Here is a 24,470-nt window from a genome sequence, read left to right on the forward strand (position 1 = left end):
CGGCGGGCGGCATGTTCCTAGGCTCGGGGGGACGGGAAAAAAGATGAGACCCTTCCATCTTTCTTCTCTATCTGACCTTTAGGATGTGCCCTGTGACCGATCCGACCCCCCACGCTGCCCTGGCCCCGGACGCCCGCCCGGACCCGCTGCGGCTTATTCCCCCGCCCAGCCGCCACCCGCTGACCTCCGTGCTGCTGGGCCTGATGTTCCTGTCGCTGATTCCGGCACTGATCCTGGCGTTTCAGCGGGTGGGCTACGAGCAGGCCCAGAAGTCGGCGGCGCTCGTCATGGACTATCCGGCGCTGGTGGCGCAGGCCAAGCGCTACGGCCAGGAGCCGCAGGCGCTGCTCGACCGTTACAAGGCGCTGGGCGTCAACGGCGTGGCCCTCTACGAGGACGTGATCGGCAGCCTGGAGCAGCGCGGCCAGATCTATATCCGCGCCGGGTCGGACCTCGCGGCCGAGAATCCAGGCCTGAACCTGAAGCCCGGCAGCGTCTACATGCGCTCGCTGGTGCCGGGCGTGGCCGAGGCCCTGCCCCCCCAGTACACCATCCCGACCCGCACGGTGAGCATCCGGGGCCAGGAGTGGATCGAGTGGCCCACCGACCCGCGCTTCCTGCCCGCCGGGCCGGACCAGGCGTTGCTCGCCCGCCTGAAGAGCCAGAACCTGACGCTGGTCTACCGCCCCTATGCCGACGACGCCGTGAAGAACGTGGGCGCCAACTGGCCCGACGTTCCCTTCATCGCCTTTACCGGCGACGAGGTGATCGGCGCGCGCACGCCCGAACTGCTCGCGCAGGTCAGCGCGCGCATGGGGAACCGCACGCCCGCCATCATCGAGTCGAATGTGCAGCGCGGCCTGGACGACCTCGTGGCCGCGCACGGCGGCGCGCGCATGTTCGCCCTGAACCCGTCGTGGCAAAACCGCCTCGCGCCGCTGGACGTGGCGAGCAAGTACAATCTCGCCGCCCGCGAGCGCGGCATGCGCCTGATGTACCTGCGCCCCTACCCGACCATCAACGAGACCGAGGACATGCTGCGGCGCACCACCGAACTGCTGCGCGCCTCGGGCGTGCGCGTGACCCAGCCGCAGATTACCTATTTCGAGCCGAGTGCGCTGCTGCGCGCCCTGAGCATCGTGGGGCCGCTGGCCGCGCTGCTGCTGTTGGGCCTGAGCTTCCCGCTGCGCTGCCTGGGGCTGCTCGCCGCCGGCCTGAGCCTGCTGCTGGCACTGGGCATGAACGGCTTCAACCCGTTCGCCGGGGCGGCGCTCGTCGCGGCCGTGACCTTCCCGGCACTGGGAATGGTGCTGCGGCGCTCGCGGGTCAGCGACTGGTTCGTGGCGACCGGCCTGAGCCTGGTGGGCGTGCTGTTCGTCTCGGCCCTGGGGGCCACGCACGACAGCACCCTGGGCCTGGACCCCTTCCGGGGCGTGGGCCTGACGCTGGTGCTGCCGCTGGCCCTGGTCGCCGCGAGCTTCCTGCCGCGCCAGGACCTGCGCAAGACGGCGCACGACCTCTACAGCACGCCCATCCGTCTGGGTGACATCGCGGTGATGGGCCTGGGGCTGGCCGTGTTCGCGCTGGTGTTCCTGCGCCGGGGCAACACGACGAGCGGCGCGAGTGTGAGCAGCACCGAGGCCGACCTGCGCCAGAGCCTGCAGGACAGCATCATCCGCCCACGCTTCAAGGAGATGGCGGCGCATCCGCTGGGCCTCATCGGCCTGAGCGGCACGCTGCCGGGCTACTTCAGCGCGCTGCTCGTGCTGGGCGGCGTGGTCGGGCAGGCCAGCATCCTGAACACCTTCTCGCACTTCCATACGCCGCTGCTCATCAGCGCGGCGCGGGCCTTCATCGGGCTGGGCGTGGGCCTCATCGCCGGTCTGGTGGGCATTCAGGTCATCAAGCTGGCGCTGCGGCTGTGGAACACCTACGGGCGTCCGCCCGCCCAGCCGGCCGAGGCGCGCGCGTGAGCCGTGTGGCCGTCAGCGGCTACTACGGCTTCGGCAACACCGGCGACGAAGCCATCGCCCTGGCGATCAGCCGCGAGCTGCGCGCCCAGGGCCACACGCCGCTGCTGCTGTCGAACACCCCCACCGAGACGGCCACGCTCTACGGCTGTGAGAGCGCAGCGCGCATGAAACCGGCTGCGCTGCTGGGCGCGCTGCTGCGCTCGCGGGTGCTGCTTTCGGGTGGCGGGGGGCTGCTTCAGGACAAGACGAGTGCCCGCAGCATGGCCTACTACCTGGGCGTCATCTCGCTGGCGCGGCGGCTGGGAAAACAGGTGGTCATCTTCAACCAGAGCATCGGGCCGCTGAGCGAGGAGGGCGGGTCGAAGGTGGCCCGCGCCCTGCGGGGCCTGCGCGTCGTGGTGCGCGACCGGGGCAGCCTCGACACGCTGGAACGGCTGGGCATCACGGCCGAGCTGGGAGGCGACCCCGCGCTGCTGCTCGCACCCACGCCGGGCCTGACCCGTGACGACAACACGGTGGTCGTGGCCCCGCGCGGCGACGTGCAGGAGGCCCTGCCCGCCCTAAAAGAAGCGATCGCGGCGCTGCGCGCGGGCGGCCGGCGTGTGGTGGCCCTGAGCTTCATGCCCTCGCACGACGACGAGGCCGCGCGTGACCTGGGTGCCGACGAGGTGGTTAGCACCCGCGATCCGCAACTGGCACTGGACACCATCGCCCAGAGCGGGTTCGTGATCGGGGTACGGCTGCACGCCGTCATCCTGGCCGCCGCCGCCGGGGTGCCGTTCGCGGGCGTCGCCTACGATCCCAAGGTCGAGGGATTCTGCCGCGACGCGGGCTCCCCGACCCACAGCATCACGCCCGACGCCGGGGCCCTGAGCACCCAGGCTCTCGCCCGCAAAGCCCCCGACTGGGAGGCCGTGACCGCCATGAAGGAGCGGGCGCGGCAAAGTTTCGTGGGACTGGGGAAGTAGGCCATAGGAAGCAGGGAGGGGAGCCGGTCGGCCCCTCCCGCTTTTTTTGCCGTAGGACTACTGCGCGACCAGCTCCAGCGCGAAGCACAGGCTGTTGTCCATCCCCACGTAGTAGCCGTAGTTGGGAATCCGGACAAAGCCCGCCGATCCGTAGAGCCTGATGGCTTCGGGCTGGCCGTCGCCGGTCTCGAGAACCAGCCGCCGGTAGCCCGCCGCGCGGCCCCGCGCGATCAGCTCGGTCAGGACGGCGCGCCCCAGGCCCCGCCCGCGCGCCCCCGGCAAGGTGTACATGCGCTTGATCTCAGCTTCGTCGGCGCTCAGACGCTTGAGGGCGCCGCAGGCGAGGGGCTCACCGGCCTCCTCTGCCACCACGAGCACCGAGCCCTCGCCCGCCAGAACGGAGGGGTCGAAGGGCTCAGTACGCTCCTCGGTGTCGTTGTAGATGGCCCGCAACTCGCGCTGCTGGGCCGTCATGAGGGCCACGGCGCGGGGGTCGGTCGGGGACAGGAGACGAAGCTCAGGCATGGAGCAAGAGTAAATGGCCGGCGCGTCAGGCGTTCCGGGGAACGGCGCGGTCCGCCCGCCGCCCCGCCCCGTCCGGCGCGGCGGGGGGCAGCGGAGGCCGGAAGGACCGCAGGCGCAGGGCATTGCTCAGGACAAAGACGCTGCTCAGGCCCATCGCGGCGGCGGCCAGCACGGGCGAGAGGGTGATGCCCACAGGTGCCAGCACGCCCGCCGCCACCGGGATGAGGGCCGCGTTGTAGGCGAAGGCCCAGAACAGGTTCATGCGGATGTTACGCAGCGTGGCCCGCGAGAGCGCCACCGCATTCGGCACGCCGCGCAGGTCGCCCGACATCAGGATCACGTCGGCGGTCTCGACGGCCACGTCGGTGCCGGTGCCGATGGCCACGCCCACGTCGGCGCGGGCCAGGGCAGGCGCGTCGTTGATGCCGTCTCCGACGAAGGCCACCCGGCGCCCGCCGGCCTGCAACTCGGCCACGGCGTCGGCCTTGCCGCCGGGCAACACCTCGGCCAACACGCGGCGTACCCCGACCTCGGCGGCCACGGCCTCGGCAGTGGCGCGGGTGTCGCCGGTGATCAGGGCGACCTCACTGCCCTGCACCCCGAGCATATGGATGGCCTGGGCGCTGCCGGGCCGCACCGGATCGGCCACGCCGAGCAGCCCCGCGAGCTGCCCATCCACCGCTACGAAGACCGGCGTGCGCGCTCCAGTCGCCAGGGCGGCAGCCTGGGTGCCCAGGTCGCCGACCTCGACACCCACCTGCGCCATGAAGCGCGCCGCGCCGATCTCGACCCGCCGGCCCTCGACCGCGGCGCACAGGCCGTAGCCGGGCAGGGCCTCGAAGTCGTGGGCTACAGGGACGCCCGCCCCCGCCGCCCGTTCGACCGCGCGTGCCAGCGGGTGCTCGGAGGGCCCCTCGGCGGCGGCTGCCACGCGCAGCAGGGCTTCGGGGGTCCAGCCGGGCACGGGGAGCACGTCGGTCACTTCGGGCTGGCCGCGCGTCACCGTGCCGGTCTTATCAAGGGCGACCACCTTCGCAGCGCCCAGGCCCTCCAGCGCCGCGCCGCTGCGAAACAGCACCCCTAGCGCCGCCGCCCGCCCACTGCCCACCATGACGCTGACCGGCGTGGCGAGGCCCATCGCGCACGGGCAGGCGATGATGAGGACCGCCACCGTATGCACGAGCGCGCGCGCCAGGGCTCCCTCGCCGCCCACGAGCATCCAGGTCAGGAAGGTCAGCGCGGCGATGACGAGCACGGCCGGCACGAACACCGCCACCACCCGGTCCGCCAGGCCCTGAATAGGCGGGCGGCTGGCCTGCGCGTCCTCGACGAGGCGCACGATACGCGCCAGGGCCGTGTCCTCGCCCACGCCGGTCGCGCGGAAGGTGAGCGCCCCAGTGCCGTTCACCGTGCCACCGGTCACGGCCGCGCCGAGGGTCTTCTCGACTGGTGCGCTCTCGCCGGTCAGCATGGACTCATCCACATACGAGCGGCCCTCGACGACCTCGCCGTCCACCGGCAGCCGCTCGCCCGCCCGCACGAGCACGAGGTCGCCCACACGCACGTCGCCCGGAGCCAGTTCCAGCACCTCGCCGCCCCGGCGCACCCGCGCGCTGCCGGGTTGCAGGGCCAGCAGGGCACGCATGGCCCCGGCGCTGCGGCCCTTGGCGACCGCCTCGAACAGCTTGCCCAGCAAAATCAGGGTAATGACTACACCCGACGCCTCGTAGTACACGTGCGCGCTGCCCGCCGGAAAGAGGCCGGGGGCCAGCGTGACGAGCAGCGAGTAGCCGAAGGCCGCCGACGTCCCCAGCATGACGAGCGTATTCATGTCGGGGCTCTGGTGGCGCAGCGCCGCCCAGCCCGTGCGGTAGAAGCGCCGGCCGGGGCCGAATTGCACCGGAGCCGCAAGCGCCAGCATCGCCCAGTTCATGGCGCTTTCGCCCACATGGGTCAGCAGCCACATGTGCAGCGGCATCCAGACCATCGGGAGCATGGAGAGCAGCAGCAGCGGCACGCTGAACAGGGCCGCGAAGGTCACCGACCGGCGCAGCGAGGCGATCTCGGCCGCGCGGCGACCGCGTTCGGCGTCCAGACGAGTCTGGGCCTGGGAGGCTGAGGCCTGGTCCGGGGCAGTGGAGACCGTCAACTGCGCTGCCTCCTCCGGCACCTCGTAGCCCGCCTCCCGGACCGCGCCGCGCAGGGCCTCCGGATCGGCGGCGCCCGGCAGGTACACGACGTGGGCGCGCTCGGTGGCGAGATTCACGGTGGCCGCCTGCACGCCCGGCACCTTCTTCAGCCCGCGCTCGACCCGGCCCACGCACGCGGCGCAGGTCATCCCCCCGACCGGGAAGGAGAGTTCGGCCGTCTGGAGCGGCGCAGGCTCAGGCAGCCGCGCCTCGTAGCCGATGTCCTCTACGGCCCGCGCCAGCGCCTCGGGGCCGGTCTGGGCCGGGTCGTAGGCCACACGGGCACGCTCGGTGGCGAGGTTCACGGCCACGTCCTCCACGCCCAGCACCTTCTTCAGGCCGCGTTCCACCCGCCCCACGCACGCGGCACAGGTCATCCCGCCGATGTCGAAGTCCAGGGTCGTCATGTCTTCATGCTACCCCCTGGGGGAGGATAAGACAAGTTTTCCGGAGTAAATAGGCTTGCCAGAGATATTAAGGGTCATTATCTCTTGACACCCTCCCCCCCTGGGTCTACCCTGGGACCATGACCACTGAACTGAACGTCACCGGTATGACCTGCGGACACTGCGTGAAAGCCGTCGAGAAGGCGCTGACGGCCGTGCCCGGCGTGGAGGCCGCGCAGGTGGACCTGTCGCAGGGCCGCGTGACGGTGCAGGGAGCCGCCGACCCGCAGACCCTGATCGCCGCCGTGCAGGCGGAGGGCTACAGCGCGCAGGTGGCGGGGGCGTGAGAAGAAATGGCGATGATTCGCCAGAATCATCCGAGCGGAGCGAGTGGCAAAAGAGACGGGGGCGCGGCGATGAACGAGCCTCTAGCGCTTTCCTGGATGCTCGTCCATCAGAGCGGTCACGTCGGCACCGGGGCCGTCCCCTGCTGCTGACCGTCACGCTGCTCATGGGCGCGGCGCTGGCCGGGGGCCGGGAACCGGTGCCGATGGGCACTCACGGTGGACACGACATGGCGGGCCACAGCATGTCCATGTCCGGGCCGATGTCGGGCCTGTCCATGACCGCCATGAACGCGCAGATGCTCGCGGAACTGCGTCCCTTATCGGGTCGCGCGTTCGACGTGCGCTGGGCACAGCTCATGACCGTGCATCACCGGATGGCGGTGGACATGGCCCGGGCCGAGCTGAAACAGGGGCGCGACCCCCGCGTGCAGGCACTGGCCCGGCAGATCATCGCCGAGCAGAGCGCCGAGCTGACGCGCATGGCCGGCTGGCTGCGGACCTGGGGCGAGGAGGGGACGGCCATGCCCCTGCCCCATAGGATGCCGCCGGCCGCCAGCGACACCGACCGCTGGTTTCTGACCGAGATGATTCCCCATCACCAGGGCGCGGTGGACATGGCGCGTCTCGTGCCCGCGCGCTCGCAGTCGGCCGAGGTGCGGGCGCTGGCTGCGGGTATAGCCCGCTCGCAGAGTGCCGAGATCGCGCAGTTCCGGGCGCTGCTGGGGCAACGGCCATGACGGCCGGCCCGGAGACCGGAGTGGAAACTGGGGCCACCTGCGACACCCACGCCGAGCACCTGTGTATGCCGGCAGACGCCCGCAAGCGCGCCATGCGCCGCCTGAGCATCGCGCGTGGGCACCTCGACAGCATCGTGCGGATGCTGGAAAAAGAGGACGTGTACTGCGTAGACGTGCTGCGGCAGATCAAGGCCGTGCAGGGCGCGCTGTCGGGGGCGGGCGACGTGGTGCTGCGCGGCCACCTCGAAACCCATGTGGCGACTGCCCAGGAGCGCGGCGACACGGCCGAAATCGTCGATGAACTCATGGAAGCGCTGCGCTACCGCTGAGGCGTCAGACGAAGCACCTGCCCGCGCCTAGGGTAGGGCTTCATCTACGGCGCAGGGCCGCCGGCAGCGCGAGCAGGTCGCCCAACCCCGAGGCAGGCAGCAGCGCGTCGAGGTGCGGCAGGGCCGCCGCCACGGCGCGCTGCACTGGCCGGTAGCCCGGCAGCCCGGCCAGCGGCGAGAGCCACACGACCAGCCCCGCGCGGGCGGCGAGGTCACGCATGGCACGGCGCACGAGGTCGGGGTCGCCCGTGTCCAGCCCGTCGCTGAGAATGAGCAGGGCGGTGTCGGGCGTCACACGGGCACGCTCGTCGCGGGCAAGGCGCAGCAGGCTCTGGCCGATGCGGGTGCCGCCGCCCCAGGCCCCGGCCTCCTGCGGCAGCGCCAGCGGGGCGCCGGGAGCCGCGCCGCGCAGCCGGGGGGTGAGACGCACGAGGTCGGTGCTGAACACGTAGACCTCGACCCGCCGGGCGCGCAGGTGCAGCGCCTGGGCAAAGCGTAGCAGCAGCGCGGCGTCGCGCCCCATGCTGCGGCTGCCATCCAGCACGATCAGCACACGCGCCCGTGTGCGTGGCCGGCCCAGCCAGCGCAACCGCGCCGGGTCGCCCCCGGTGCGCGCCGCCGCCCGCAGCGTGCGCCGCAGGTCCAGCACCCGGCCGCGCGCCTGCGGGACCCGGCGGTGCCGGGGGGCCAGCCGCAGCGCCGCCAGAAAGGCGCCCGCTGCCCGCAGCAGCGTCCCCAGGTCGTCGGGGGGCAGCGCTCCTTCCCCGCCCGCCCCCGGCTGATCGCTGAGCCGGGCGAACTGCACCGGGGCAGGTGGGCCGTCTTCTCCTGTGTCCGGCCCTGGCTGTGGCAACGCAGTAGTGGAAGCGCCTGTCGCCGCGTCGTCGACCGGCGGGGGGGTCTGCTCAGGTGGGTCGCGGGGCAGGGTAGGCCTGCCGTCCTCCTGGGCCGGTTCCGGCCGGGATACGCCCGGCTGGGGCTGCGCCAGGCCGGGTTCAGGCACGCCGGGGGCCGCCGAGGGCAGGGTCGGCAGCTCGGGCGGCGGCAGGTCGCCGGGCAGAAAGACGGCCGCGAATTCGGTGTCGAACACCCCCAGTTCGGCGCGCGAGGCGCACAGCACAGCCCGCAGCGCGGCTCGCACCTCGCGCACACGGTTCAGGTCCACCACGCTCAGCGCGCGCAGGGCGTCCGTGATCTCCCCGGGGCCGATCAGAAAGCCGTGCCGCGAGCGCAACCGCGCGGCGAGACGCAGCACCAGCGCCGGTACCGCCTCCGGGGACAGCACGGCCGGCGGGGAGGTGTCCGGCCAGGTCATTCCGGGCGCGCGAGCTGTCGCTTGAGCAGCGGAGCGGCGAGCTGGGCATCCTCATGCAGTTTCAGGACCGCGCCCAGCGTCGTGTGCAGGGCGCGGGCGTCCAGCGTCTCGTAGCCCAGCACCGAGAGCGCCCGCGCCCAGTCGAGCGTCTCGGCCACGCCGGGCGGCTTGCCCAGCGGCAGCTCGCGCAGGGCGTGCACTGCCCGCGTGACCTGAATGGCCAGCGCCTCCGTGACCTCGGGCAGCCGGGCGCGCACGATCTCCAGTTCCTGGGCGCGGCTGGGGTACTCGACCCAGTGGTACAGGCAGCGCCGCCGCAGCGCGTCACTGAGTTCGCGGGCACGGTTGCTCGTCAGGATGACGTGGGGCCGGGTGCGCGCAGGGATGGTCCCCAGTTCCGGCACCGTGACCTGCCACTCGGCGAGAAGTTCGAGCAAGAAGGCCTCGAAGGCGTCGTCGGCGCGGTCCACCTCGTCGATGAGCAGCACCGGGGGCGTGTCCTCGCTGATGGCCTGGAGCAGCGGCCGGCGCATCAGGAAATTTTCGCCGTACAGCTCGGCGTCGCTCGGCTCGCGGCCCGTCGCCTCGGCGCGGCGCAGATGCAGCAGCTGCCGGGCATAGTTCCACTCGTACAGCGCGGCCTGGGCATCCAGACCCTCGTAGCACTGGAGGCGGATGAGGCGGGTGCCCAGCACGTCGGCTAGGGTCTTGGCCGCCTCGGTCTTGCCGACCCCGGCGGGGCCTTCGAGCAGCAGGGGCCGCCCGAGCAGAGTCACGAGCCGCAGCGCGGTGCCCAGCGCCTCGCCCGCCACGTAGCCGCGCGCGCGGAAGGCGGCGTTCAGGTCGGGGGGCGCGGCCTCCACGCTACGCCAGCGTGCCCGAGGTGGCTTCGACGTTGGCACTCATGTTCTGGAAGGTCTTCTGGATGAGCTTCTGCGCCTGCGCGTCGAGCAACCGCCCGCCCACCGTCGCCACCGGCCCGCGCATGGTGGCGTCGCCGGTCCAGTCCAGGGTGGTCGTGCCGTCGCCGTTGTCCACGACGGTCGCCCCGGCCAGCAGGTCCACGACGCTGCCCAGACCCCCGCCGTGCACCTTGACGTTCACGCGCCCTGTGTCCTCCTCGGGCAGCACCTCGATACCGAACTTGAACTTGCCGCGCACCATCCCCACGCCGACCTGCACGGTGGCGTCCATGTGCGTGGCGTCCTTGACCTGCACGTCCTGAACGTCGGGCAGGCAGCGCGCGACCCGCTCGGGGTCCCGCACGAAGGCCCAGACGGCGGCGGGCGGCGCCTTGACGTGTTCCTGGCCGGAATAGTTGAGTTTCATGGGGGACACCTCCGGGAGCGGGGGCAAAGACCTGCGGCGCGTTGTGCGGTGCGCCGATTGTAGCGGGCGCGGGCGCGGGTGTCTGCACGGGGCGTGCGATCCGGGCCCTAGCATGGCGCCGTGCCTCCCCTCCTCTCTTCTCCACGGCTCGGCGTACTGCTCGCCGCCGGGCGCAGCGCCCGCATGGGCACACCCAAACAGCTCGCGTCCCTGGGCGGCCAGGCGCTGTGCCGCCACGCCGCCGGGGCGCTGGCCGCCGGGGGCTACGGCGCGCTGCTGGCCGTCGTACCCCCCGGCGAGGTCGGAGCGGCCGTGCGCGCGGCGCTGGCCGGACTGCCCTTCGCCTTCGCCGAGAACCCCGCCCCCAAGCGCGGGCTGGCCTCGTCCTTCCGGGTGGCGGCGACGTGGGCACTCGCGCAGCCCCGGCCCTTCGCGGCCGTGACCTTCGCGCTGGCCGACATGCCGCTGGTCACACCCGCGACCCACGCGGCGCTGGGACAGGCCTTCGCCGAGTCGGGCGCACCCGCCGTGCTGGCCCGCTACGGCGAGGGCGAGGCCGCCGTCCACGCCCCGCCGCACCTGTTCCGGGCCGACCTGCTGGAGCGCGTTGCCGAGCTTCCCGACGCCGACCACGGCCCCCGCGCGCTGCTGCGCGAGTATGCGGCGGGCATGGTCACGGTGCCGCGCCCAGTCGCCGAACTGCTCGACGTAGACACGCCCGAGGCGCTGGCGCAGGCGAGGGTCCTGTTCGGTGAGTGAACCGCTAAAGGGGACTTCTTCCGCTCCCGGCCAAGTACCTCCACAGATGGACTGGCGATCAGAGCCTCCAGGGCTGCTCCTCACAGATCACACCTGCACCGCAGAAAAACCGTAGCCTCGGGGCAGGCCAGATGCCGGCGAGCAGGACGCAGTATGCAACCCCTCACACCCCAGGCACAGCGCGGGCTTCTGCGTTCAGCACAGTCATTCCTGGTGCTGTGCAGGGCGCCACCCTTAAGCTTGGAGCAGAGGTAAGGGATGAGTAAGGATGAGAGTCGAACAATCGATCATGCATAAAAAATTCATTTTTCTGGTTGCCCTGGCCTCAATTGCGTGCATCCCGTCAGCCCTGGCAACGGATTACGTCTCCGAATCCAACCTGACAGGCATCAAACTGCCTCAGGGAGCCCTCGAACTCACCGACGATGACTTCTCCGAGGAGATGGTCGAGCTGCTCGAAGACACGGCGGCGAGCATGAATGGCAAATGCCAGTACCACGAGCTGCTGTTCTGGGAAGGCAATCCCGTGGCGATCACGAACGCCCTGAACGCGAAGATTCCCGCGAGCCTCAAATACAAGAACATTGACGCCGACGAGCTGGACGACGGCGCCTATGAGACGTTCTCCCTGACCAGCACCAACGCCCGGTATGCCGGAGTCTGGATTCAGGGCGCAAAAGACATCACCCTCGCGTGGTGCGATGTCGTCAAGAAGTAATTGAGCCTGTGACGCCTTTTAGGCCTCGTCCCCTCCTGGGAGCGCGGCCTCATTCTGCGGAACCGGCTCTCCACCGCCCGTCCCACAACCTCCCAGAGCGGCGATAACTTCGGCACTCCCACGTCTTCACGTCCGGGAGTGCCTTTTTCGTCCTGTTCAGACGCGGCGACTGAGGGAAAGCGGCGCCTAGACCGTCGCCTGGATGCGCGCGGCGAGCATGTCCAGCGCCGGCTCGTTCATGCCGCCGTGAGGAATGATCACGTCGGCGTAGCGTTTGGTCGGCTCGACGAAGCTCAGGTGCATGGGGCGAACGAAGTCCAGATACTGTTCGATGACGCTCTCGGGCGTGCGGCCGCGCTCCCGCGTGTCGCGCAGCAGCCGCCGGATAAAGCGCACGTCGGCGTCGGCGTCCACGAATACCTTGAGGTGCATCCGGTCGCGCAGTTCCTCGTCGTACAGCGCGAAGAAGCCTTCCAGCACGACCACACGCCCCGGCAGCACACGGGTCGTGTGCACCGAGCGGGTGTGCTGCCCGAAGTCGTACTCAGGCATCTCGATGGGCACCCCGGCGAGCAGGGCGTCGATGTGTTCGCGCAGCAGCTTCCAGTCGAAGGCCGCCGGGTGGTCATAGTTGGTCTTCAGGCGCGCAGCGAAGGCCATGTCCGACTGGTCGCGGTAGTAGTTGTCCTGGTTCAGGACGGCGACGCCCTCGGTGCCCACCGTCTCGATGACGCGCCGGGTGACGGTGGTCTTGCCGCTGCCCGAGCCCCCCGCCACACCGATCACGAAGGCGGCCGGTTGCTGGGCGCTCACGCGTGCCCCAGGCTGCCGATGAGTTCGATGCGGCGCTCGGCCATGCGCCGCGCCACGAGATGCGGAGCCTTGCCGGTCTGCTCGGCGACCGCCGTGATGCGCCCCACGGTCTGGTAGACTCGTTCGGCTGCCTGCGCCGCCCCCAGGCCGGTGGCGGCGGCGATGAGCCCCGCCGCGTTGATGGCAAAATCTGGCATATACACGATTCCCGCCTCCTTGACTGCTGCCTCACCCAGGCGGGTCAGCGGATGATGTTCGCCGCCCGCGATGAGGCGGCACTGTAACCGCGGCACGTCGGCGCTGCGAATGCTGTGCCCGTACCCGCAGGGCGCCAGGATGTCGCAGGGCGTGTCCAGCAGCTCTGCGGCCGGCACCGCCACCCCGCCGACCTCGCCGGCCAGCGCCTGCGCCCGCGCGGGCCGCTCGTCGGCGACGGTCAGGCGCGCGCCCTCGCGGTGCAGCTGTACGGCCAGCGCCCGCCCCACCGCGCCCGCGCCCAGCACGGCGACCCGCACCCCGCGCAGGCTCTCGCTGCCCAGGGCGTAGCGGGCCGCCGCCTTCATGCCCCGGTAGACGCCGTAGCCGGTCACGCTGCCGGTGCCGGCCGCGCCCGCCTCGGCAAAGGCGCCGCTCGCCTCAGCAGGCGCCATGTTCAGGGTGCCGGGCGTCTCCTGGGCCACGAAGGCGATGTCGGCGGCCGTGACGCCCACATCGCCGGTCAGGACCACCCGCGTATGCAGGGGCCGCACCTGGCGACCCAGCGCACGGAACAGCGCCTCGCGGGCATGTGGGTCGTCCACGCCGCCGGGCGGCATAAGCAGCACGCAGGCGCCGCCGCCGTGGTTCAGGCCCGCGAGCGCCGCCTTGAGGGTCAGGCTCTCCGAGAGGGCCAGGGCGCCGCGCAGCGCGAGTTCCTCGTCCTGCTCGCGCAGACGCACGCCCGCGATGGCCGGCCCCAGCACGGCCGAATGAATCGCCAGCACGGCCCGCAGGCCGCTGGGCGCGTGGTGCAGCAGGGACACGGCCTCGTGGCCGCGCGCCTGCATGTCGTCGAAGATCAGCATGGTCAGTGTCTCCCGGCCACCGGGCGTGCGGGCCATGGGCCGCGCGCCGGGGCAAGCGCCCCAGCCTAGCGCACGGGCGGCCCGGCCAGCGCGTAAGGGCGCGCCTGCGCGGCGTCTGCTGGACGCCCTGAACATGAAAGAAGGCTGTCAGAGGCGGCACGTCAGGCTGAAGAGCGTGAAGGTTTCGTACCGTCGCATCGACAAGACCTGCCTGGCCGGCCAACACGGCACCTTTCGGCCGGGCGGGCGCAGGGGGAACGCATGGAACGCATAGCGCCGCTGGCCAAGATCCTGGCTGAAGCGAACGGCATCGAGTGGCAGGGTCTGCACGGCAGCGGTGAGGGCGGCCAGATCGTCGAGCAAGACATTCTGGACTACCTCACCCGCGTCATGAGCGGTGAGGCCGATCCGCCTTCCACGCCTGTGGACGCCCCGCCGCCCGACTGGAACGGCGAGGACATTCCCGGAGGAGGCATGTTCGACGCCTCGGCCCTGAGCCGCGCGGGCGTCGACACCGACATCGCGCAGTTCGTCGAGCAGTCGCGCGTTCCCACGCCGGCCACGCCCGTCCAGAGTGGGCCGGTCTCGGCCGCCAGCGACTTCGAGCTCGACGACGGCGAAGAAGACCTGCTGCTGCCCCCGGCGCCGCAGCCCGCCGCTCCCGTGGCCCCGGTCATGGCCGCTGCGCCCGCCCCAGCGGCCGGCCCCGTGCTCGGCCGCGCCGGCAGCGCGCCTGTGCCCCCCGCCGCGCACGTGCCCAGCACCCCGGCTCCCGCGCCGGCACCTGCACCGGCCGGCGGCCTGGGCAACCTGCTCTCGCGCCTGTACCAGAAGCCGGCCGCGGCTCCCGAGCCGGCTGCGCCCCCCGCGCCGGTCATGTCGGCCCCCGAGGTCGTCGCCCGCGCCGTCCCCGAGCCGGTCTCCACTCCGGCCGAACCGGCCCCCGTCGTGCCTGCCCCGGTCGTTACCGAGCCGGTGGTGGCTCAGCCGGTGATTGCCGAGCCGGTCCCGGTCGCCGCCCCGGTGGTGGCGGCCCCCGCCCCCGAGGTCAGCGCGCCGGTTCCCACGCCCGAAGTGGCAGCGCCCGTCCAGCCTGCCTACACGCCCCCTGCCCCCGTTCAGCCCATGCCGGCGCCCGTCGTCCCGCCGGTGGCCGCTCCGGTGCAGCCCGCGCCGGCACAGCACCAGCCCAGTGCGGCGCAGCCGCCCCGTGACGCCGTATGGTTCGGCACCTACCTGCGCCGCGAGGCGAACGTGACGGGCCTGATGGACCTGCACGGTCAGCTCTCCGAGGCGCTGGGCCGCGAAGTGCCGCTCGCCCTGCTGCTGGCCCGCGCCGCGCAGCATCACGCCGCCGCGCTCGGTCTGGACACGCTGGCCATCCAGGACGTGCAGGCCAGCCGCGTCCGTACCGTGCAGTCCGGCAGCCTGCGTGAGGCCCTGGCCGGACTCGACGGCGACTTCGGCGGCACGCCGGACCTGCTGATCGTGGACGCCGGAACCCTGGACCTCGACGACCTGCACTACCCGCACACCCTGAGCCTGAGCATCGGCCGCGTGCAGGGTGGCCGCGTGGGCCTGAGCCTTCAGGGCAACGTCGAGCCCGACAAGGCCGCGCGCTTCCTCGCTGGCGTGGCCCAGACGCTCGAAAAGCCGGTCATCCTGCTCGTCTGAGTCTCCGTTTCCCCGCCGCCGACCCAGTCTCAGGACAGGTGCCGGCGGCTTTTTGTTCAGGCGTCCAGACGGCCCCGGTCTCCTGCCACGTTCCTTGCACTACAGTGAGGCACGGTGCTACGCGCCGTGTTTTTTTTGCGGCCGGACAGGCGCGAAAGGGGCAAGTCTGTGCGCGTGGCCGGAGGGCTGAGATGCCTGGAATTGCAATTATTGGGGCCCAGTGGGGCGACGAGGGCAAGGGCAAGATCACCGATTTCCTCGCGCCGGAAGCGAAATACGTCGTGCGCTACCAGGGCGGAGCGAACGCTGGACACACGGTCACGGCCAAGGGACAGACCTTCAAGCTGAACCTGCTGCCCAGCGGCGTGCTGCACCCCGGTACGGTGAGCATCCTGGGCGACGGCATGGTCATCGACCCGGCCAAGTTCAGCGAGGAGCGCGCCAACCTCCTCGCGGGTGGCCTGGAGCCGGAGCTGCGCATCAGCGACCGCGCCCACCTCGTGCTGCCGCACCACAAGTACGTGGACGGCCGCAAGGACTTCGTGGGCACGACCGGGCGCGGTATCGGCCCGGCCTACGCCGACCGGGCGCGCCGGGTGGGCATCCGCTTCGGCGACCTCGCCGACGACCAGACCCTGCGCGAACGCGTCGAGCGCCTGCTGGAGGCCAAGCCCAACTCGACCCGCGACGCCGGCTGGACCAGCGTGGACGTGGCGATGGACGCCCTGGCCCCCACCCGCGAGGCGTTGGTGCCCTTCGTGCAGGACACGGGCGCCCAGCTGCGCGCGGCCCTGGGCGCGGGCGAGAACGTGCTGTTCGAGGGCGCGCAGGCCACGCTGCTCGACCTGAACTACGGCACTTACCCCTTCGTCACGAGTTCGTACCCGACCGTGGGCGGCGTCCTGGTCGGCGCGGGCGTGAACCACAAGGCGATCCACAAGGTGTACGGCGTCGCCAAGGCCTTCAACACCCGCGTGGGCCACGGCCCCTTCGTGACCGAGGTGACCGACGACGCCGGCGTGCTGAGGCTGCGCGGTGACGGCTCCAAACCCTGGGACGAGTACGGCACGACGACCGGGCGCCCGCGCCGCGTGGGCTGGCTCGACCTCGAACTGCTGCGCTACGCCGTAGACGTCAACGGCTTCGACGGGCTGGTCATCAACAAGATGGACATCCTGGCGGGCCTGGACACCATTCCGGTGTGCGTGGGCTACGGCAGCGAGGGCCAGCCCATCTACAGGCAGATGAAGGGCTGGGCCACCACCGACGGGGCCGACAGCCGCCAGACCCTGCCCAGGGAAGCGCAGGCCTACCTCGACCTCATCGAGGAGACGGTAAACTGCCCGGTCGTGATCTTCTCGGCCGGCCCGGCGCGCGAGCAGACCTACGGCGCAGTGAGCTGGACCTGAGCGCCCCCGACTGAGCATCCCATCCCCGTGCTCCCAGGTGCGCGCCCGGCGTACACTTGGGAGCACGGTCTGTGGCCTTCCCGCAGCGGGCGGGCCGGAGAGGAGGACCATCACCTTGACCACAGAACCACACGGCTCCGCCGCAGTGCCCAGCGCCGCGGACCCTCGCCCGGCCCGCGGGGACGGCCAGGAAGTGCCGGGCCTGAACGACCTGACGCGCAGCTGGCTCTCGGCCATCGGCGAGGACCCGGCGCGCGAGGGTCTGGAGCGCACGCCGCACCGGGTCGCCAAGGCCTGGGGCCACCTGACCTCCGGCTACGGCCAGACCCTGGCGGACGTGGTGGGCGAGGGCGTCTTTGCGTCCGAGGGCAGCGAGATGGTGATCGTCAAGGACATCGAGTTCTATTCGATGTGCGAGCACCACATGCTGCCCTTCTACGGCCGCGCCCACGTCGCCTACATCCCGGACGGCAAGATCCTGGGCCTGAGCAAGTTCGCCCGCATCGTGGACCTGTACTCGCGCCGCCTGCAGGTGCAGGAGCGCGTAACCACTCAGATCGCCGACGCCGTGCAGGAGTTGCTCGCGCCGAAGGGCGTGGCGGTCCTGATGGAAGGCGTGCACCTGTGTATGGCGATGCGCGGCGTGCAGAAGCAGAATTCCAGCACGACCACCTCGGCCATGCGGGGGCTGTTCCGCAGCGACGCCCGCACCCGCGCCGAATTTATGAGCGCGGTCCAGGGCACCCTGCGCGGGCGCTGAGGCCCGGCCCCTTTTTCCCAGCAGCCCCTGCCCACCCTGGCAGGGGGTGTTCCAGTAGCGCGGGCGCAATTGCAAGCCCGGTCAGTGATCCAGAAGCGGCCTGGGCGCATACTTCCCGGCACAAGGAGCCCGCTGACCCATGCCGACCGACCCGGAATCCGCGCCACCCGAGCAGTCCCGCCCAGACCCGACCTCCCCAGCCACGCCCGGCGCGGAGAAGACCCCTTCACGGCGGCAGTTCCTGCGGTCGGCGGCGCTGTTCACCGGCACGGTGGCGGCGCTCGGCGGCGGTCTGGAACTGCTGACCCGCCGCCCCGGCGCCGTGAGCAGCGAGGAAGCTCCCGAACTCGCGCGGCCCACCCGCCCACTGGGCCCCTACGACACCAGCGAGCCGATCACGCCCTATGGTCAGGCGACGAGCTACAACAACTTCTACGAGCTCGGCGTGAGCAAGGACGATCCCGCGCGCAACGCCTCGGCGCTGCGGGTACGGCCCTGGACAGTCGAGATCGACGGCGAGGTGGAGAAACCCGTGACGGTGGATATCGACACCCTCCAGTCGTGGTTTCCGCTCGAAGACCGCATCTACCGGATGCGCTGCGTCGAGGGCTGGTCCATGGTGATGCCGTGGTTGGGCTTTCCGCTGGCCGCGCTGCTGCGCCGGGTGCAGCCCACGAATGAGGCGCGCTTCGTCAAGTTCACGGCGATCAATGCGCCGCAGGACCTGCCGGGGCAGGGGCAGCCCATTCTCGACTGGCCCTACGTCGAGGGTCTGCGGCTTGACGAGGCGATGCACCCGCTGACCTTCATGGCGATGGGGCTGGACGGCAAGGTGCTGCTGCCGCAGAGCGGCGCGCCGCTGCGCTTGGCCGTGCCCTGGAAGTACGGCTTCAAGAGCGTCAAGAGCATCGTGCGCATTACCCTGACCGCCTCGCAGCCGCAGACAACCTGGAGCATCGCCGCGCCCGACGAGTACGGTTTCTACGCCAATGTGAACCCGGCCGTCCCGCACCCGCGCTGGAGCCAGGCGACCGAGCGCCGCATCGGCGAGTTGCGCCGGCGCGACACGCTGCCCTTCAACGGCTACGCCGAGGAGGTCGCGGGACTGTACAAGGGTATGGACCTGCGGCGTTTCTACTGATGATCTCTTCGCCCGTCTCTCCGGGGCCGGCCTCCCCGCGCCGGCCCACCCCACGCGCTCCGCTGGGCTGGCTGGTGCCGGCCGTGAGCGTGGGCGGCCTGCTGCCCGCCGCCGTCCTCGTGCTCGACGCTCTGGGCGGGGCGCTGGGAGCCAACCCAGTGCAGCGTGCCCTGAACCAGACCGGACAGCTGGCGCTGGCCCTGCTGCTGCTCTCGCTCGTCTGCACGCCGCTGCGCAAACTGACCGGGTGGACGTGGCCCGCGCGTGTCCGCAAGGCGCTGGGGCTGCTCGCGTTCTTCTACGCCCTGCTGCACTTCTGTATCTACCTGTTCGACCACGGCTTCGTGCCGGGGCTGGTGTTGGCCGACGTGCTGGAGCGGCCCTTTATCACGGCCGGGTTCACGGCGCTGCTGCTGCTCGTTCCGCTGGCCCTGACAAGCACCCCGCAGAGCGTGCGCCGCCTGGGCTTCGCGCGCTGGACCCGGCTGCACCAGCTCGTGTACGTCGCCGCGTGCCTGGGGGCGCTGCACTACTGGTGGGGCGTGAAAAAGGACCACACCTCGCCGTTGGCCGCCGCACTCGTCCTCGCCGCGCTGCTGGCCGCGCGCTGGCTGTGGCCGGCGGGCCGGAGCGGGGCGGGTCGAGACAGGGCCGGTCGCCGCACCGGCTCCCGCTGAGGCGAGGCGGCCCGCGTTCCCCGACCCCCGTTTTTTCTGCACCTCCGGCCCTGCGCCGGAGGTTTTTGTTCATGCGGCGCGGGGCCGGCCCGTACCGGAGAGGGGCGGCCCAACCTGACAGGTCCGTGTCAGGACGGCCCGCCTAGACTCCGGGAGTGAGTCTCGACGTTCTTCTCGTGGTGTTCGCTGGCGTGTTCGGCCTGCTGGTGGGGTCGTTCTCGAACGTGCTGATCTGGCGGCTGCCACGCGGCGAGAACATCGCCTTTCCGCCGAGCCACTGCCCCCACTGCGACCATGCCCTGGCGCCCAAAGACCTCGTGCCGCTCTTTTCGTGGCTGGCGCTGGGAGGAAAGTGCCGCTACTGCCACGCGCCCATCAAGGTCCGTTACCCGGTCGTCGAGGCCCTGACGGGACTGGGCTACGCAGTGATCGCGGCGCTGTTTCCGTTCGCGGTGTACGGCGCGGCGCCCCTGGGCCTGATGGTGCTGTTTACCCTGCTGCTGGTCGGCAGCGCGATTGACCTCGACACCTACACCATCCCCGACGAGCTGACTCTGCCAGGGGTGGCGCTGGGACTGCTGTTCGCCCTGGTAGGCGTGCGCGGCACAGCCGAGGCGCTGCCCACCTTCGCCGGAGCAGTGCAGGGCGCGCTGCTGGGGGCGGGGCTGCTCGTCGCCATCGACCTGTTCGGGTCGTGGGTGCTGCGGCGGTTCCGCGAGCGGCAGTACCCCGACCTGCCCATCGGCTACCAGCAGATCGCGCTGGGGCTGCTGGCCGGCGCGTGGCTGGGGCCGTGGGGCGGCCTGGCCGTCGCCCTGGTGTCGGCGGGCGTGAACGCCGTGACCCGGCGGGCCGTGCGGATTCCCGAACTACTCACGCTGGGCGGCTTTCTGGTCAGCGTGGCCCTGAGCAGCGGCGTCGGCCCCGGCCTCCTCGGGGCGGTGCAGGGCGGCCTGGCCGGGGCAGGCGCCGTCTCGCTGGTGGCGGGGCTGTACTGGTGGTGGGCCCACCGCGCCCGGCGTGAGGCCGACGCGGCGGACGACGGCGCCTACGACCCGAGCGCGATGGGCTTCGGGGACGTGAAGCTCGCCGCCGTGATCGGCGCCTTCCTGGGCTGGCAGAACCTGCTGCTGGCGGTGGTGGTGGCCGTGTTCGCGGGCGCCGTGTTCGGACTCGTGCAGGCGGCCCTGAAGCGGGGCAACCGCGTCAAGTTCGGCCCCTACCTCGCTCTGGGCGCCGTGGTCGCGCTGGTGTGGGGCCAGGGCATCATCGGCAGCTACCGGGCGATGCTCGGGCTGTAACCTCGCCAGACGCGCGGAGGCCCTCTTCCCCGGCGGAAGGGGGCCTCAACCTTTCGGGCCGGCGCTCGGGTACACTCGCCCCGACTGCGCCGTCCGGCGAAGGTCCGGTCCCGGCCTGTGTTGCTGGAGTGCCGAGGAGGAACACAGATGACGACCCCGAACAGTCCGGCTCCGGCCGGCCCGGCCCCGGCCCTGACGCCGCCCCGCTACCTCGCCGCCATCCAGGGCATCTTCGCGGTGGTGCTGGTGGTGTCCAACATCGCCTCGAGCAAGCTCGCCACCGTTCACCTGCTCAGCTGGACGCCGACCTTCGACGGCGGCACCTTCCTGTTTCCGCTGACCTACATCTTCGGGGACGTGCTCACCGAGGTCTACGGCTTCGCGCGCTCGCGGCGGGTCATCTGGTTCGCGCTGGCGATGAACCTCTTCGCGGCCCTGATCCTGGCCCTCGTGGCCGTGCTGCCGGCTGCCCCGGACACCGACGGCGGGCCTTTCGCCACGGTCTTCACCTTCGTGCCGCGCATCGTGCTGGCCTCGACTGCCGCCTTCTTCGTGGGCGAATTCCTGAACTCCTTCGTGCTCGCCAAGCTCAAGCTGCTCACGGGGGGCCGGTGGCTGTGGACGCGCACCATCGGCTCGACCCTCATCGGGCAGGGGGCCGACACGCTGGTCTTCAGCCTGATCGCCTTCGCGGGGCTACTGCCTGCCGACCAGCTCTGGGGACTGATCGCCTTCAACTACGTCTACAAGGTCGCGCTGGAGATCCTGCTGACCCCGGTCACCTACGGCGTGGTGGGGTTCCTCAAACGGGCCGAGGGACAGGACGCCTACGACCGGAACGTCAACTTCAATCCGTTCCGGCTGCGAGGCTGAGCCTGCTCTGCTGAACGACCACCGTTCCTACCCGGTCGCCGTTCACCCAGACCCCGAAGGGACCCGTTCGGTACGGCCGGGCAGGGTACGGTTTCAGTTCCGTTGACCTGGAGTTTCAGGGTGCTGGGGGTCCGCTCCAGAGTCACGACACTGTCGAGGACCGCACACCCCTGAATCACCTGAAGACCGACCTTCAGCTCGCCTGTAGCGGCGACACTGGCGGGCAGGGTAGCGGTGACCTTCATCACGCCTCTCTGCTGTCTGGGTACACCCGGCGAGCAGTATCCCCAGACAGCAGAGAGGCAAAACGTGTCACTCCACGACACTAGCCATTCAGTCGGAAGGACGCGGGCAGATCTGCCGCCCCCTCAGCGCCAGCGTTCGGGCAGCCCATACATATGCCACAGCGCGTCTACGCGGCGCACGACCTCGGGCGACATGGTGATCTTGGGCGGCCACTCGCGCACGAAGCCCTCCTCCGGCAGCTTGCGCGCGCCGTCCCAGGCCAGCAGCCCGCCCTCCTGGGTCACGTCGCGCTCGGGGTCAATGTTGTTGAGGATGGTCCACCACACGTCCTGAAGATTTTCCACGTCGGTGTGCTCGTCCACGATCAAAAGGTGGCGCACACCCGCCGCCGCCGGATGACCTGCGAAGGCGGCCGCCAACTCGCGCGCCTGACCGGACCGGGTCTTGTCGAGGGCCACCATCCAGTAGCCGTCTGCGGTCTGGTGCTGGGCGACCATGCCGGGGAAGGTCGGCAGGTCGGCGGCGGCGCGCGGCGTGAAGGCCCCGGAAGCCGCGTCGGCCCCGGCCACGTCGCTCGCCTGATCGTCGCGGCTGCTCGCGGCGCTGCCGATCTCCTCGGGGCGCTTGGTCGTCGCGTCGATGATCAGTTTGCCGCCGTAGCCCCAGCCCCGGCTGGAGTGGTCGAGCACGTCGGTGGGGCCGCGTGTGGTCAGGGTGTCGCGGCCCGGCACGGCCTTCAGGGCGACTTCGCGCCACACGGCAACGAAGTCCGTGACTTTCACGTCCTCGTCCACGACCACGATCACCTTGGCGAACATCATCTGGCCCAGGCCGAACAGTCCGTTGGCAACCTTGTAGGCCTGCCCCGGATAGCCCTTCTTGATGCCCACCACCACGAGGTTGTGCGCGACCCCGGCGGGCGGCATGTGGTAGTCGGTGATCTCGGGAATGATGAGCTGCGCGGCGGGCAGGAACAGCCGCTCGGATGCCTCGATGAGGTAGGCGTCCTCCATCGGCGGGCGGCCCACGATGGTCGCGGGGTACACCGGGTCCCGCCGCATGGTGATCGCCGTGACGTGAAAGCGTGGGTACAGGTCAGGCAGCGTGTAGAAGCCGGTGTGGTCCCCGAACGGCCCCTCGACCGCCCAGTCCTCGGCCGGGTCCACATAGCCTTCGAGGATGAACTCGGCGTTGGCGGGCACGTCGAGGTCCACCGTCACGCCCTTGACGACCGGGTAGCGCTGCCCGCGCAGATAGCCCGCCAGCGCCAGCTCGTCGAGGCCGGGGATGGGCGGCAGGGGCGCCGTCGCCGCGTAGATCAGCGCGGGGTCGCCGCCGATGGCGACCGCGACCGGGAGGCGCTGGCCCAGGCGCCGGGCCTTCTCCAGATGCTTGGTGCCGGTCTTGTGGCGCTGCCAGTGCATCCCGGTGGTCGTCTTGTCCATGACCTGCATGCGGTACATGCCGATGTTGCGCTCACCGGTGTCGGGGTCCTTGGTGATCACCAGCGGCAGCGTCACGAAGGGGCCGCCGTCCAGGGGCCAGCACTTCAGAATCGGCAGTTTGTCCAGGTCCACCTCGTCGCCGCGCCACACGACCTCCTGCACGGGGGCCGAGCGGACCCGCCGGGGCAGCAGGTGCGCTGCGTCACGCAGCTTGTTCACGTTGCCCAGCAGCCCCGCAACCCCGCCCGACCCCTTGAGGTCGATGAGGGCCTTGACCTTCGCCGCGAGGTCGTCGAGATCGTTCACGCCCAGGCTTAGGGCAGTGCGCTCGCGGGTGCCCACGAGACCGATGACGAGCGGAAAGTCGCTGCCGACGACGTTCTCGAACAGCACCGCCGGGCCGCCCTTCTTGACCAGGCGGTCGGCGATTTCGGTGATTTCGAGGTCACGCGACACGGGCACGTCTATGCGCAGCACTTCACCGCGACTTTCGAGCAGCTCCATGAACGACCGCAGGTCGGGAAAGGCCATGCGGCGAGCATAGGGTGCCGGGGCCGGGGCAACCGTACCCGCGCCGCCTGAACCTGACGAAACGCTCAAGACGCTTTACTTTGCAAACCCTTTTAAATAATTGACAGAAGAGGTACACTAATGGAGTTGGAGCGAGGCCGCCCCCCTGCCCGCTCCGGAGGACCCGACATGAAAAAGATCCTGACCCTGGGCCTGCTGGCCCTCGCAAGCACCAGCCTCGCCGCCACCACGACCGCCTCCACCCTGACCAAGGGCACCCTCAAGATCGGCATGGAAGGCACCTACCCGCCCTTTACCTACAAGGACGACAAGGGCGTCCTGACCGGCTTCGACGTGGACATCGCCAAGGCGGTCGCGGCCAAGCTGGGTCTCAAGGCCGAGTTCGTGCTGACCGAGTGGAGCGGCATCCTGGCCGGCCTGCAGGCCAACAAGTACGACGTGATCGTCAACCAGGTGGCCATCACGCCTGAGCGCCAGAAGACCATCAACTTCTCGGCGCCCTATGCCTACAGCCGCCCGCAGATCATCGTGCGCAAGACGGGCGGCTTCGACCCCAAGACGCTGGCCGACCTCAAGGGCAAGCGCGTGGGCAGCAGCCTGGGCAGCAACTACGAGCGGGCGCTCAAGGCCGAGGGCGGTATCAACATCGTGACCTACCCCGGCGCAGCCGAGATTCTGGCCGACCTCGCCACTGGGCGCATCGACGCGGCGTACAACGACCGCCTGCTCGTGGGCTACCTCGTCAAGTCGCAGAACCTGCCCATCCGGGGCGCGGGCGTGAGCAGCGACAGCGAATCGGTCGCCATCGCGCTGAAAAAGACCAACCCCGGCCTCAAGACGGCCATCGACAAGGCGCTGCTGCAGCTCAAGGCCGACGGCACCTACGCCAAGATCAGCCGCCAGTGGTTCGGCCAGGACGTGAGCAAACCCTAATCTCCCCGCAGGTCCTCCCTCCCCTCTG

23 protein-coding genes are annotated in these 24,470 nt (G+C 70.7%); 15 read left to right on the forward strand and 8 right to left on the reverse strand.

Annotation, left to right across the window (positions count from 1 at the left end):
• Window positions 1-203 precede the first annotated feature (203 nt).
• Both ASF71_RS21865 and csaB read left to right on the forward strand, forming a co-directional pair.
• Window positions 204-1,973 (forward strand): DUF5693 family protein, encoded by a 1,770-nt coding sequence (locus ASF71_RS21865; protein WP_235514696.1) that lies wholly within the window; start codon window positions 204-206, stop codon window positions 1,971-1,973.
• Window positions 1,970-2,941: a polysaccharide pyruvyl transferase CsaB gene (gene csaB, locus ASF71_RS21870; RefSeq protein ID WP_056304177.1), complete on the forward strand. Its 972-nt coding sequence runs from the start codon at window positions 1,970-1,972 to the stop codon at window positions 2,939-2,941. Before ASF71_RS21865 ends, csaB begins: the two co-directional genes overlap by 4 nt.
• A 57-nt stretch (window positions 2,942-2,998) precedes the next feature.
• Here csaB and ASF71_RS21875 read toward each other — a convergent pair whose 3' ends face one another.
• On the reverse strand, window positions 2,999-3,466 hold the full coding sequence (locus ASF71_RS21875; RefSeq protein WP_056304083.1) for a GNAT family N-acetyltransferase: 468 nt from the start codon (window positions 3,464-3,466) through the stop codon (window positions 2,999-3,001).
• 25 nt (window positions 3,467-3,491) lie between these two features.
• The gene (locus ASF71_RS21880) at window positions 3,492-6,062 is read right to left on the reverse strand and encodes a heavy metal translocating P-type ATPase (protein ID WP_056304085.1); all 2,571 of its coding nucleotides are present in this window, start codon (window positions 6,060-6,062) and stop codon (window positions 3,492-3,494) included.
• A gap of 119 nt (window positions 6,063-6,181) precedes the next feature.
• Between ASF71_RS21880 and ASF71_RS21885 the strand changes: the two genes are divergently transcribed.
• From ASF71_RS21885 to ASF71_RS21895, 3 genes are all read left to right on the forward strand, one after another.
• Window positions 6,182-6,388: a heavy-metal-associated domain-containing protein gene (locus ASF71_RS21885; protein ID WP_056304087.1), complete on the forward strand. Its 207-nt coding sequence runs from the start codon at window positions 6,182-6,184 to the stop codon at window positions 6,386-6,388.
• Between the two features lie 164 nt (window positions 6,389-6,552).
• Window positions 6,553-7,125: a DUF305 domain-containing protein gene (locus ASF71_RS21890; RefSeq protein WP_056304089.1), complete on the forward strand. Its 573-nt coding sequence runs from the start codon at window positions 6,553-6,555 to the stop codon at window positions 7,123-7,125.
• Window positions 7,122-7,454, forward strand: coding sequence for a metal-sensitive transcriptional regulator (locus ASF71_RS21895; RefSeq protein ID WP_056304091.1), 333 nt, complete (start codon window positions 7,122-7,124; stop codon window positions 7,452-7,454). The genes ASF71_RS21890 and ASF71_RS21895 overlap by 4 nt, the downstream gene beginning before the upstream one ends.
• A 40-nt stretch (window positions 7,455-7,494) precedes the next feature.
• On the opposite strand, the gene ASF71_RS21900 is transcribed toward ASF71_RS21895, so the two are convergent.
• The 3 genes from ASF71_RS21900 to ASF71_RS21910 are packed head-to-tail and all read right to left on the reverse strand — an operon-like array spanning window position 7,495 to window position 10,098.
• Window positions 7,495-8,769 carry a VWA domain-containing protein gene (locus ASF71_RS21900; protein WP_056304093.1) on the reverse strand — a complete coding sequence of 425 codons (1,275 nt, stop codon included), beginning with the start codon at window positions 8,767-8,769 and terminating at the stop codon, window positions 7,495-7,497.
• Window positions 8,766-9,632 (reverse strand): MoxR family ATPase, encoded by an 867-nt coding sequence (locus tag ASF71_RS21905; RefSeq protein WP_056304096.1) that lies wholly within the window; start codon window positions 9,630-9,632, stop codon window positions 8,766-8,768. The genes ASF71_RS21900 and ASF71_RS21905 overlap by 4 nt, the downstream gene beginning before the upstream one ends.
• A 1-nt stretch (window position 9,633) precedes the next feature.
• The gene (locus tag ASF71_RS21910; RefSeq protein WP_056304097.1) at window positions 9,634-10,098 is read right to left on the reverse strand and encodes a carbon monoxide dehydrogenase subunit G; all 465 of its coding nucleotides are present in this window, start codon (window positions 10,096-10,098) and stop codon (window positions 9,634-9,636) included.
• A gap of 120 nt (window positions 10,099-10,218) precedes the next feature.
• Here ASF71_RS21910 and ASF71_RS21915 point away from each other — a divergent pair, with 120 nt between their 5' ends.
• Together ASF71_RS21915 and ASF71_RS21920 are read left to right on the forward strand one after the other, a co-directional pair.
• Window positions 10,219-10,857 carry a nucleotidyltransferase family protein gene (locus ASF71_RS21915; RefSeq protein ID WP_082506307.1) on the forward strand — a complete coding sequence of 213 codons (639 nt, stop codon included), beginning with the start codon at window positions 10,219-10,221 and terminating at the stop codon, window positions 10,855-10,857.
• Between the two features lie 289 nt (window positions 10,858-11,146).
• Window positions 11,147-11,575, forward strand: a complete 429-nt coding sequence (locus tag ASF71_RS21920; RefSeq protein WP_056304101.1) for a hypothetical protein — start codon at window positions 11,147-11,149, stop codon at window positions 11,573-11,575.
• A gap of 186 nt (window positions 11,576-11,761) precedes the next feature.
• Here the strand turns inward: ASF71_RS21920 and udk are convergent, their stop codons facing one another.
• On the reverse strand, window positions 11,762-12,388 hold the full coding sequence (udk, locus tag ASF71_RS21925; RefSeq protein ID WP_082506308.1) for a uridine kinase: 627 nt from the start codon (window positions 12,386-12,388) through the stop codon (window positions 11,762-11,764).
• On the reverse strand, window positions 12,385-13,452 hold the full coding sequence (locus tag ASF71_RS21930; RefSeq protein ID WP_056304180.1) for a Glu/Leu/Phe/Val dehydrogenase dimerization domain-containing protein: 1,068 nt from the start codon (window positions 13,450-13,452) through the stop codon (window positions 12,385-12,387). The genes udk and ASF71_RS21930 overlap by 4 nt, the downstream gene beginning before the upstream one ends.
• A gap of 261 nt (window positions 13,453-13,713) precedes the next feature.
• On the opposite strand from ASF71_RS21930, the gene ASF71_RS25585 reads away from it, so the two are divergent.
• The 7 genes from ASF71_RS25585 to ASF71_RS21965 all read left to right on the forward strand — a co-directional run bounded on the left by ASF71_RS25585 (window position 13,714) and on the right by ASF71_RS21965 (window position 21,287).
• Complete coding sequence (locus tag ASF71_RS25585) at window positions 13,714-15,126, forward strand: E3 binding domain-containing protein (protein ID WP_056304103.1); 1,413 nt, start codon at window positions 13,714-13,716, stop codon at window positions 15,124-15,126.
• Window positions 15,127-15,317: 191 nt separating this feature from the next.
• The gene (locus ASF71_RS21940; RefSeq protein WP_056304105.1) at window positions 15,318-16,535 is read left to right on the forward strand and encodes an adenylosuccinate synthase; all 1,218 of its coding nucleotides are present in this window, start codon (window positions 15,318-15,320) and stop codon (window positions 16,533-16,535) included.
• A 193-nt stretch (window positions 16,536-16,728) separates the two neighbouring features.
• On the forward strand, window positions 16,729-17,295 hold the full coding sequence (folE, locus tag ASF71_RS21945; protein WP_156373060.1) for a GTP cyclohydrolase I FolE: 567 nt from the start codon (window positions 16,729-16,731) through the stop codon (window positions 17,293-17,295).
• Between the two features lie 139 nt (window positions 17,296-17,434).
• The gene (msrP, locus tag ASF71_RS21950) at window positions 17,435-18,436 is read left to right on the forward strand and encodes a protein-methionine-sulfoxide reductase catalytic subunit MsrP (RefSeq protein WP_056304108.1); all 1,002 of its coding nucleotides are present in this window, start codon (window positions 17,435-17,437) and stop codon (window positions 18,434-18,436) included.
• Window positions 18,436-19,113, forward strand: coding sequence for a protein-methionine-sulfoxide reductase heme-binding subunit MsrQ (gene msrQ, locus ASF71_RS21955; RefSeq protein WP_235514694.1), 678 nt, complete (start codon window positions 18,436-18,438; stop codon window positions 19,111-19,113). The genes msrP and msrQ overlap by 1 nt, the downstream gene beginning before the upstream one ends.
• Window positions 19,114-19,268: 155 nt before the next feature.
• Complete coding sequence (locus tag ASF71_RS21960; protein ID WP_056304110.1) at window positions 19,269-20,414, forward strand: A24 family peptidase; 1,146 nt, start codon at window positions 19,269-19,271, stop codon at window positions 20,412-20,414.
• A 147-nt stretch (window positions 20,415-20,561) separates the two neighbouring features.
• Window positions 20,562-21,287 carry a queuosine precursor transporter gene (locus tag ASF71_RS21965; protein WP_056304112.1) on the forward strand — a complete coding sequence of 242 codons (726 nt, stop codon included), beginning with the start codon at window positions 20,562-20,564 and terminating at the stop codon, window positions 21,285-21,287.
• Between the two features lie 368 nt (window positions 21,288-21,655).
• Here the strand turns inward: ASF71_RS21965 and ASF71_RS21970 are convergent, their stop codons facing one another.
• Window positions 21,656-23,509 (reverse strand): menaquinone biosynthesis decarboxylase, encoded by a 1,854-nt coding sequence (locus ASF71_RS21970; protein WP_056304114.1) that lies wholly within the window; start codon window positions 23,507-23,509, stop codon window positions 21,656-21,658.
• Between the two features lie 168 nt (window positions 23,510-23,677).
• Here ASF71_RS21970 and ASF71_RS21975 point away from each other — a divergent pair, with 168 nt between their 5' ends.
• A complete protein-coding gene (locus ASF71_RS21975; RefSeq protein ID WP_056304115.1) occupies window positions 23,678-24,442 on the forward strand; it encodes a transporter substrate-binding domain-containing protein in 765 nt (254 codons plus the stop codon).
• Window positions 24,443-24,470: the final 28 nt, after the last annotated feature.

It is taken from the genome of Deinococcus sp. Leaf326, assembly GCF_001424185.1.
Classification (GTDB): domain Bacteria; phylum Deinococcota; class Deinococci; order Deinococcales; family Deinococcaceae; genus Deinococcus.

What these genes read in the sequence shown, in the direction of transcription:
- ASF71_RS21865 (WP_235514696.1), top strand. Translation starts at nt 204, where the DNA reads ATGTTCCTGTCGCTGATTCCGGCACTGATCCTGGCGTTTCAGCGGGTG.
- ASF71_RS21875 (WP_056304083.1), bottom strand. Translation starts at nt 3,466, where the DNA reads ATGCCTGAGCTTCGTCTCCTGTCCCCGACCGACCCCCGCGCCGTGGCC.
- ASF71_RS21880 (WP_056304085.1), bottom strand. Translation starts at nt 6,062, where the DNA reads ATGACGACCCTGGACTTCGACATCGGCGGGATGACCTGTGCCGCGTGC.
- ASF71_RS21885 (WP_056304087.1), top strand. Translation starts at nt 6,182, where the DNA reads ATGACCACTGAACTGAACGTCACCGGTATGACCTGCGGACACTGCGTG.
- ASF71_RS21890 (WP_056304089.1), top strand. Translation starts at nt 6,553, where the DNA reads ATGGGCGCGGCGCTGGCCGGGGGCCGGGAACCGGTGCCGATGGGCACT.
- ASF71_RS21895 (WP_056304091.1), top strand. Translation starts at nt 7,122, where the DNA reads ATGACGGCCGGCCCGGAGACCGGAGTGGAAACTGGGGCCACCTGCGAC.
- ASF71_RS21900 (WP_056304093.1), bottom strand. Translation starts at nt 8,769, where the DNA reads ATGACCTGGCCGGACACCTCCCCGCCGGCCGTGCTGTCCCCGGAGGCG.
- ASF71_RS21910 (WP_056304097.1), bottom strand. Translation starts at nt 10,098, where the DNA reads ATGAAACTCAACTATTCCGGCCAGGAACACGTCAAGGCGCCGCCCGCC.
- ASF71_RS21920 (WP_056304101.1), top strand. Translation starts at nt 11,147, where the DNA reads ATGCATAAAAAATTCATTTTTCTGGTTGCCCTGGCCTCAATTGCGTGC.
- ASF71_RS21930 (WP_056304180.1), bottom strand. Translation starts at nt 13,452, where the DNA reads ATGCTGATCTTCGACGACATGCAGGCGCGCGGCCACGAGGCCGTGTCC.
- ASF71_RS25585 (WP_056304103.1), top strand. Translation starts at nt 13,714, where the DNA reads ATGGAACGCATAGCGCCGCTGGCCAAGATCCTGGCTGAAGCGAACGGC.
- ASF71_RS21940 (WP_056304105.1), top strand. Translation starts at nt 15,318, where the DNA reads ATGCCTGGAATTGCAATTATTGGGGCCCAGTGGGGCGACGAGGGCAAG.
- msrP (WP_056304108.1), top strand. Translation starts at nt 17,435, where the DNA reads ATGCCGACCGACCCGGAATCCGCGCCACCCGAGCAGTCCCGCCCAGAC.
- msrQ (WP_235514694.1), top strand. Translation starts at nt 18,436, where the DNA reads ATGATCTCTTCGCCCGTCTCTCCGGGGCCGGCCTCCCCGCGCCGGCCC.
- ASF71_RS21965 (WP_056304112.1), top strand. Translation starts at nt 20,562, where the DNA reads ATGACGACCCCGAACAGTCCGGCTCCGGCCGGCCCGGCCCCGGCCCTG.
- ASF71_RS21970 (WP_056304114.1), bottom strand. Translation starts at nt 23,509, where the DNA reads ATGGCCTTTCCCGACCTGCGGTCGTTCATGGAGCTGCTCGAAAGTCGC.
- ASF71_RS21975 (WP_056304115.1), top strand. Translation starts at nt 23,678, where the DNA reads ATGAAAAAGATCCTGACCCTGGGCCTGCTGGCCCTCGCAAGCACCAGC.